The following is a 6,449-nucleotide window of genomic DNA, read 5'->3' on the forward strand; positions in this document are numbered from 1 at the left end:
CGGCAGCCGGCCCCGGTGAACGGCCGCTTCGCCGGACACCGTTGAGCGGCACGCCGTGACGAGCGGTCGGTGTCGAGCGGTCGGTGACGTGCGGCGGCGGTCCCTCGGGGCCGCCGCCGTGGCCGTCGGTTCAGGCCATCGTGTAGCTGAAGTTGGCCTTGAAGGAGTTCATCGAGCCGACCGCGATGGTCTCGCAGGCCTCGTAGAACTGCTTCTCGTCGTTGGGGTCGAAGCCGTTGGCGGACACGAGCTGGGCCAGAGACCTGAACTCCTGGAGGATGCGGGCGTTGAGTTCCGCGTCGGGCTCCTTGCTGTCGCGGTGGTACTGCGAGTCGGCCGATCCGCCGCCGGTCTTGGCGAACAGGGTGAACTGGTTCATCGCGTCGTGGAGGGTGGCCGTCTCGCCGGCGGCAACCTTGTTGAAGGCCGCCACGGCCGTGGTCGGGTTGGCGGCGGCCCGGCGGAACTCGGCGCCCTGGATGATGGCCACGACCTTGGCGCAGTACTTCTGGGCGTCCTTGGGCAGGTCGTCGAACGGCTTGCTGCCGCTTTCGAGCAGCGCCTTGATGAACCGGTTGGCCAACTGCTGGTCGCTGAGACCGGACTTGGCCTTGGCCAGGTCGAACAGCTGGGCGTAGTCGCCCTCCTGGACGCCGCCGAGGACGAAGTTGCCGGTGGCGCCGATGGTGTAGGAGGCGCCGTCCTCCACGTCGTTGTAGGCGAACGGGTTCACCATCGCCTGCCGGTTGCGGAACGCCTCCAGGTCGAGGCTGACCCCGCGCAGGGACAGCCGCCGGCGCACTTCCTTGTGCCGTTTCACCTGCTCCTCGTCGGAGATCGTCAGCTCGTGTCGCAGGCCCCCGGTGGCGATGGCGGTGGGGGTCACGGGCGTGAGGTTCCTCCCGCTCGCCGCCCGTACCCGCGCGTGGGCCTCGTCGATGAGCTTCTCGTAGGAGGCGAACCGTACGGCTTCCTCCGCCTCGGCCATCCTGCCGATCTCGGCCAGGATCGCCTGCTTCTCCGCATCCGGCAGCCGCTGGTGACGCGCGGCCTTCCACTGGACCTTGTCGGTCTCCTCCGGCTTGCTGATGGTCGCCTTGGCGACGTTGACGACCCGCTGCACCTCCACCGTCGCCCCGCTCCGGGCGTCGAGCGAGCGGCTGGGCGCGTCCGGCCCGGCGACGGACCGCTGCACCGGCGCCGCCATCACCCGGCGCGCGGTGGCCTCCGCCTCGCGCTCGAAGCGGTCGGACGGGTCGCTGACGCGCAGGCCGTTCCCGTCGTCGGTGCCGGCCACGGGGCCGTTGCGCTGCTGGATCACATGGGTCAACTCGTGGGCCAGGGTGTGCTTGTCCGCTCCTCCGGCGCCGATGACGACATGGCTGCCCGAGGTGTAGGCGCGGGCGCCGACCTCCTGCGCCGAGCGCTGCGCGGCCGTGCCGGTGTGCACCCGCACGTCGGAGAAGTCCGCCCGCAGCCGGTGCTCCATCTCCTCCCGGAGCGCGGCGTCGAGCGGCCGGCCCGGCGACCCGAGGACCTGGTGCACGGCGGAGCGCTGCACGGGCGCCGCGCCGCCGTCCGCCTCCCGGTGCCCGCAGCCCGGGCCGTGCCGGTGGCGGGCCTCCTCCAGCATCCGGGCCACGGCGGCGTTGCCGACGGTGCGCTGGAGGGCGGCCACCTCCCGCGGTGACGGAAGTCCCGGCCCCTGCCGCATCGGCATGGCCGCGGCGCGGGCGGCCGTGCGCGCGGTGCCGGCGGCCGGGCGGGCGGGGCGGGCGCCGTCCGGTGTTCTGGCGGCTTCCCGTGCGTGCATGAGGGACCCTTTCCGGGCGGAGGACGGCTCAGCCTCCTGTATACGTGTCACGGCGGGCCTCCGGCCAGGTACGCGGGGGCACTTGTCGCTGCCCCCGCGGGCACATCCGGCCGGTCCGCGCCGCCCGGGCCCAGCCGCCGTACCCGGGGGTCGGAGGCCGGGTCCTTCGGTTCGCGGTGCGGGCGAGCGGCGTGCGGTGCGGGTGCGCGGTGCTTGCGTGCGGTGCTTGCGTGCGGCGCGGATGTGCGGTGTCAGCGTGCGTCGCGCAGGAAGACGGACCGCTCGACGGACCGGTGGCCGTTCGACTCCGCGCCCACCCGAACGTCCACGTCGCCGCCGTTCTTCGGGGCCTGCTTGAACGTGACCCGGAAGGTGTACTCGACCGTGTTGCCGTCGCGGACGCCCGCCACGTCCGGGGCGATCGCGACCAGGCCGCAGTCCTCCCGCAGCTCGACCGGCTTCCACTCCTCGCCGACCCGGGCCTCCAGCGTGACGTCGTTCGGGGTCAGCCCCTCGGAGCTCCACACGGCCACCCGGGGGTGCAGGCCCGTGGTGCCGTCGGGCGAGGAGACCCGGAAGCCGAACGGGAGCGGGTCCGTGGTGATCACGCCCTTGGCCGGCGGCATCACCGAGATCATCTCCGGGCTGTGGCGGTCGACGACCGCGGCGTTCAGCTCGGCCTTCACCATGTCGCGGTAGTCCTTGGAGTTCGGCACGGGGGCGTCGGCCTCGATCGTGATCCGGCCCGGGCGGTTGGCCGTGGACAGCCGCATCCGGTACTCGATGGTCCGGCTCTGGCCGGCGGCGAGGGTGAAGGCCGCGTCGTTGCCCGTGCCCGCGTAGTCCATCCCGCCGCCCTGGCTGAGGTGGTCCAGCTTCTTCCAGCCCGAGGCGTCCTTGCGCTCCAGGGTGCCCTCCGCCGTCGCGAGCACCATCGTGCAGGGCGCGCCCTCGTACTGCTGGGTCGACACCACCGGGGCCACGCCGCGGGAGCCGGTGGCGTCGTTGTTCTTCCAGGTGACGGTGAACGGAACCAGGTCGTTCAGCTCGATCTTCCCGCCCTCGCTCAGACCGCCGAAGGTGATGCCGATACCGCTTCCGCCGGACTGGGCGGGGGCCTTCGGCGGGGCGGGCTTGGTGGCGGTCCCGGCGGTCCCGGCGGCCTCGGTGGTCGGGACGGCGCCCGCGCCGGGGGTGGCCGAGGAGGTGACGGCCGGGGTGGCGGAGGGGGCGGAGGCGGCGACGGAGGCTCCGCCGTTGGTCGGGCCGCAGGCCGCGACACCGACGGCGACACCGACGGCCAGCGGGACGATCTTCGCAATACGGGCGATAACGGACGCGTTCATGTGACAGTCCCCCCAAGGACACGTGGTGATGGTGATGGTGATCGGATGAACGGGCGCCTGATGTCGCGCCCCGAGGAGCCGGCCCGAGCCCCCCGGCTCCGCCGGCTCGCTCTCCCCGCCTCTCACCCTGATAGACGTCCATCCCGCCGGGGGGTTGCAGACCGGTTCGAAGAAACTTTTCGCGACCCCGCCCCCCGGAACGAGGGCGCCCTCTTCCGGGCACACCGCCGGCTGCGCGGCCTGGGCCCGGCGGTGATCGCCGGTCGGGGCGGGGTCCTGTCACGAGCGCCGGTGGTCCTGGCCGGACGCCGCGGACCGGTGTGGGGCCTGCGACGTCCGATCAGCGGGCGGCGACCCGCCGCGGAGGTCGGTGCGTGCGTTCGCGGGGGTCACCGTGTCGTCGAGGCCGCGCGGGACGCGTGCTGCCGGGCGGCGGTGACGACGAGTGAGACGTTCTGCCCGCCGAAGCCGAAGGAGTTGCTGAGCACGGCTTCCTGCGGGACGTCCCGGCGCGCTGCGACGACGTCCAGATCGATGTCGGGCCCGACGCCGGCCGCGGTGAGGTTGCGGGTCGGCGGGATGACGCCGTGCTCCACGCTGAGGACGGCGATGAGCGCCTCGATCGCGCCGGCCGCGCCGAAGAGGTGGCCGAGCGCCGCCTTGGGGGCGGTCACGGTGGCGCGGCCGAAGACCTCCCGGATCGCGCGCGCCTCGGCGACGTCGCCGGCCGGGGTTCCGGTGGCGTGGGCGTTGACGTGGCCGATCCGCCCGGGGGCCAGGCTGGCCTGGGCGAGGGCCTTGCGCATGGCGGAGACCTGGCCGGAGCCGTCGGGGGCGGGTGCCGTGATGTGGTGGGCGTCGGCGGCGATGCCGGCTCCCGCGAGCACCGCGTGGACGTGCGCGCCCCGGCGGGCGGCGTGCTCGGCGCTTTCGAGCACCACGACGGCGGCGCCTTCGCTGAGGACGAACCCGCTGCGGTCCGCGGCGAACGGCCGGGACGCGGAAGCGGGTTCGGCGGTGTACCGCGACAGCGCCTGTGCCTGGGCGAAGCCGGCGACGGTGATCGGGGTGGTCGCGGCCTCGGTCCCGCCCGCGATGACCACGTCCGCCTCCCCGGCGCGGATGAGCCTGGCCCCCAGGGCGATCGCCTCGGCGCCGGAGGAGCACGCCGAGACCGGCGTGTAGGACCCGGCCCGTGCGCCGTACTCGATGCTGATCAGCGCCGCCGCCGCATTGGGCATGAGCATCGGCACCGTGCGCGGCGAGACGCGCCGCGTCCCGGCCGTCTCCAGGACGTCGTCCTCCTTCAGCAGCGTCCGTACGCCCCCGATGCCGGTGCCGATCGCCGACGCGAGCCGGTCCGGGTCCACCCGCGGGGCGCCGGCGTCCGCCCAGGCCTCGGCCGCGGCGACGAGGGCCGCCTGCTGCGAGCGGTCGAGCCGCCGGGCCTGCACCGGGGGCAGTGATGCGGCGGGGTCGACCGCCATCGTCCCGGCGGCGGTGTCGGGAAGGCCGGCGTCCTCGTGGCCGGGCAGGGCGCCGTCGCGGATGCCGCGGATGCCCGACTCGCCTGCGAGCAGGGCCTTCCAGGTGGACTCCACGTCTCCACCGAGCGGTGTGATCGCGCCGAGTCCGGTCACGACGACTTCGGTCCGGTGCATGCCCTTCCGCCTTTCTTGTATGCCATACAAACGAACGGGCCTAGTTGTATCACATACAATTCGGGGGTGGAGAAGAAGAGAACCGAAGCCCGACCGACGCCGGCCCGGTCGGCGGCCGCCCGACCGACGCCGGCCCGACCGACGGCCGCCCGCTCGGCCGGTGTCTCGTCGCGTGACCGCGGCCGCGCGACGAGGCGCCAGCTGATCGAGGCGACCGCACGGCTCTGCAAGGAGCGGCCCGGAGCGGAGATCAGCGTCGCGGAGATCGCGAACGCGGCGGGCGTCTTCCCGAACCAGGTCACCTACTACTTCGGCTCCAAGGACTCGCTGCTCGTGCACGCCGCCTTCCTCGGCCTGCTGCACGACGCCCGACGGATCGAGCGCCTCGGCCGCCAGGCCCCCGACGCGGCGACGTTCCGGCGCAACATCGCCCGCGCCGTCCTGGCCATGCCCTCGCTCCCGTCGGTCGCGCGAGCCCTCGCCGCCGGGATCTCCAAGCCCGAACTCGCCCCCGTCGTCGACCGGCACCTCCAGCTGCTGTTCCGGCAGTCCGGACGCTTCGTGGGCCAGCTCGTCGACGCCCGCGGCTGGGGGGTCCGCCGACCGCTCGACGTGGAGACCCGGACGTTCTGGAGCACCGCGCTCGGCGCCGTCCTGCTCGTCCGCGCCGGCGCCAACGGCACCGTCGCCGACCTCGACCTCGCCGGAGCGCTGACCATCCACGACGAATCCGAGCGCGGCCGCTGAACTCGACTGCGCTGCCCCGCGAATCGGCGCGAGGTCGGTCGAGCGGCCAGGGCGCGCCCGGGCCCCCAGGGCCTCACCGCTCCGGGGTCGCCGGTCCTACCTGCTCGGGCTCGCCGGCCTGTCCCTTGCTATCCCGAATCCGGACATCTCGTCCCAAGGGGTTGCGTCCCAGAGGTGGACCAAGGCCGTCCAGATGCGGTCGACGAGCGGCCAGTCGGGGGCGTTCCCGCTGAGAGTGACCGTGGCGAGCAGGTCGCAGCCCCAGATGCCGTGCTCGTCGTCAGGCGAAGCGGCGATCACCGACTCCGCGATCCACGCCACGCCCACCTGCACCTCAAGGGTCAGCCAGTCGGCTACGGGACTTCCTGCGGGCCCTCTCGTCGCCAGCGAGCACACGGCGACCTCGTCCACGAACGGACCGGACCGTTCGGTCATCAGGAGAGCACCAGCGGGCAGGAGTTCGTCGAGGAGGCGGCTGACCGCCGCCAGCCCGGTCTCCTCGCCCGAGCGGCAGAAGAACGTGAGCCGGTAGGCCATGGCGTCGGATCCCCAGCTTCCTCAACGACTCGACCCGATCATGATAGTGGCCGTCGTTCCGTAGCCCTGGGGCGTCAGAGTGCCGCTGCTCTCCGGGGCAAGCCAGGACGAGCTCAACGGCCTCGTCTCCGGTACGGGCGCGCTCGTCGGCGGGGGCCGCGGGCTCAGCCTGTTCTCCACCTGCGGGAGGGTCGTTTCCCGGCCGTGGCCGACGAACTCCGTTGCGCTCGGAGCAAGGCGTCGGGCCCTGCTTGCCCGGCAGGACAGAGGCGGCATGCCCAGGCCGCACAGTGGCGCGGGGGGGGTGAGGTCCGGGGCGGGCGGCATCGGGGGGCGCGGGGGGGT

General features: G+C 73.6%; 5 protein-coding genes. 1 reads left to right on the forward strand and 4 read right to left on the reverse strand.

Translation table 11 applies throughout. The features are described 5' to 3' along the window. Nucleotides 1–130: 130 nt before the first annotated feature. The 3 genes from ACFWP2_RS10860 to ACFWP2_RS10870 form a co-directional block, all read right to left on the reverse strand. A complete protein-coding gene (locus ACFWP2_RS10860; protein WP_380450027.1) occupies nucleotides 131–1,813 on the reverse strand; it encodes a DUF4157 domain-containing protein in 1,683 nt (560 codons plus the stop codon). Between the two features lie 251 nt (nucleotides 1,814–2,064). Next, nucleotides 2,065–3,159, reverse strand: coding sequence for a hypothetical protein (locus tag ACFWP2_RS10865; RefSeq protein ID WP_380450028.1), 1,095 nt, complete (start codon nucleotides 3,157–3,159; stop codon nucleotides 2,065–2,067). 389 nt (nucleotides 3,160–3,548) lie between these two features. Continuing rightward, on the reverse strand, nucleotides 3,549–4,820 hold the full coding sequence (locus ACFWP2_RS10870) for a beta-ketoacyl-[acyl-carrier-protein] synthase family protein (RefSeq protein WP_380450029.1): 1,272 nt from the start codon (nucleotides 4,818–4,820) through the stop codon (nucleotides 3,549–3,551). 66 nt (nucleotides 4,821–4,886) lie between these two features. Here ACFWP2_RS10870 and ACFWP2_RS10875 point away from each other — a divergent pair, with 66 nt between their 5' ends. Then, the gene (locus ACFWP2_RS10875; RefSeq protein WP_380450030.1) at nucleotides 4,887–5,567 is read left to right on the forward strand and encodes a TetR/AcrR family transcriptional regulator C-terminal domain-containing protein; all 681 of its coding nucleotides are present in this window, start codon (nucleotides 4,887–4,889) and stop codon (nucleotides 5,565–5,567) included. A gap of 96 nt (nucleotides 5,568–5,663) precedes the next feature. Here ACFWP2_RS10875 and ACFWP2_RS10880 read toward each other — a convergent pair whose 3' ends face one another. Beyond that, nucleotides 5,664–6,104 (reverse strand): hypothetical protein, encoded by a 441-nt coding sequence (locus tag ACFWP2_RS10880; protein ID WP_380450031.1) that lies wholly within the window; start codon nucleotides 6,102–6,104, stop codon nucleotides 5,664–5,666. Nucleotides 6,105–6,449: the final 345 nt, after the last annotated feature.

The sequence above is a fragment of the Kitasatospora sp. NPDC058444 genome (genome assembly GCF_042721415.1).
GTDB lineage: Bacteria > Actinomycetota > Actinomycetes > Streptomycetales > Streptomycetaceae > Kitasatospora.

Excerpts from the sequence above, each read along its gene's own strand:
- ACFWP2_RS10860 (WP_380450027.1), bottom strand. The coding sequence starts at position 1,813 with ATGCACGCACGGGAAGCCGCCAGAACACCGGACGGCGCCCGCCCCGCC.
- ACFWP2_RS10865 (WP_380450028.1), bottom strand. The coding sequence starts at position 3,159 with ATGAACGCGTCCGTTATCGCCCGTATTGCGAAGATCGTCCCGCTGGCC.
- ACFWP2_RS10870 (WP_380450029.1), bottom strand. The coding sequence starts at position 4,820 with ATGCACCGGACCGAAGTCGTCGTGACCGGACTCGGCGCGATCACACCG.
- ACFWP2_RS10880 (WP_380450031.1), bottom strand. The coding sequence starts at position 6,104 with ATGGCCTACCGGCTCACGTTCTTCTGCCGCTCGGGCGAGGAGACCGGG.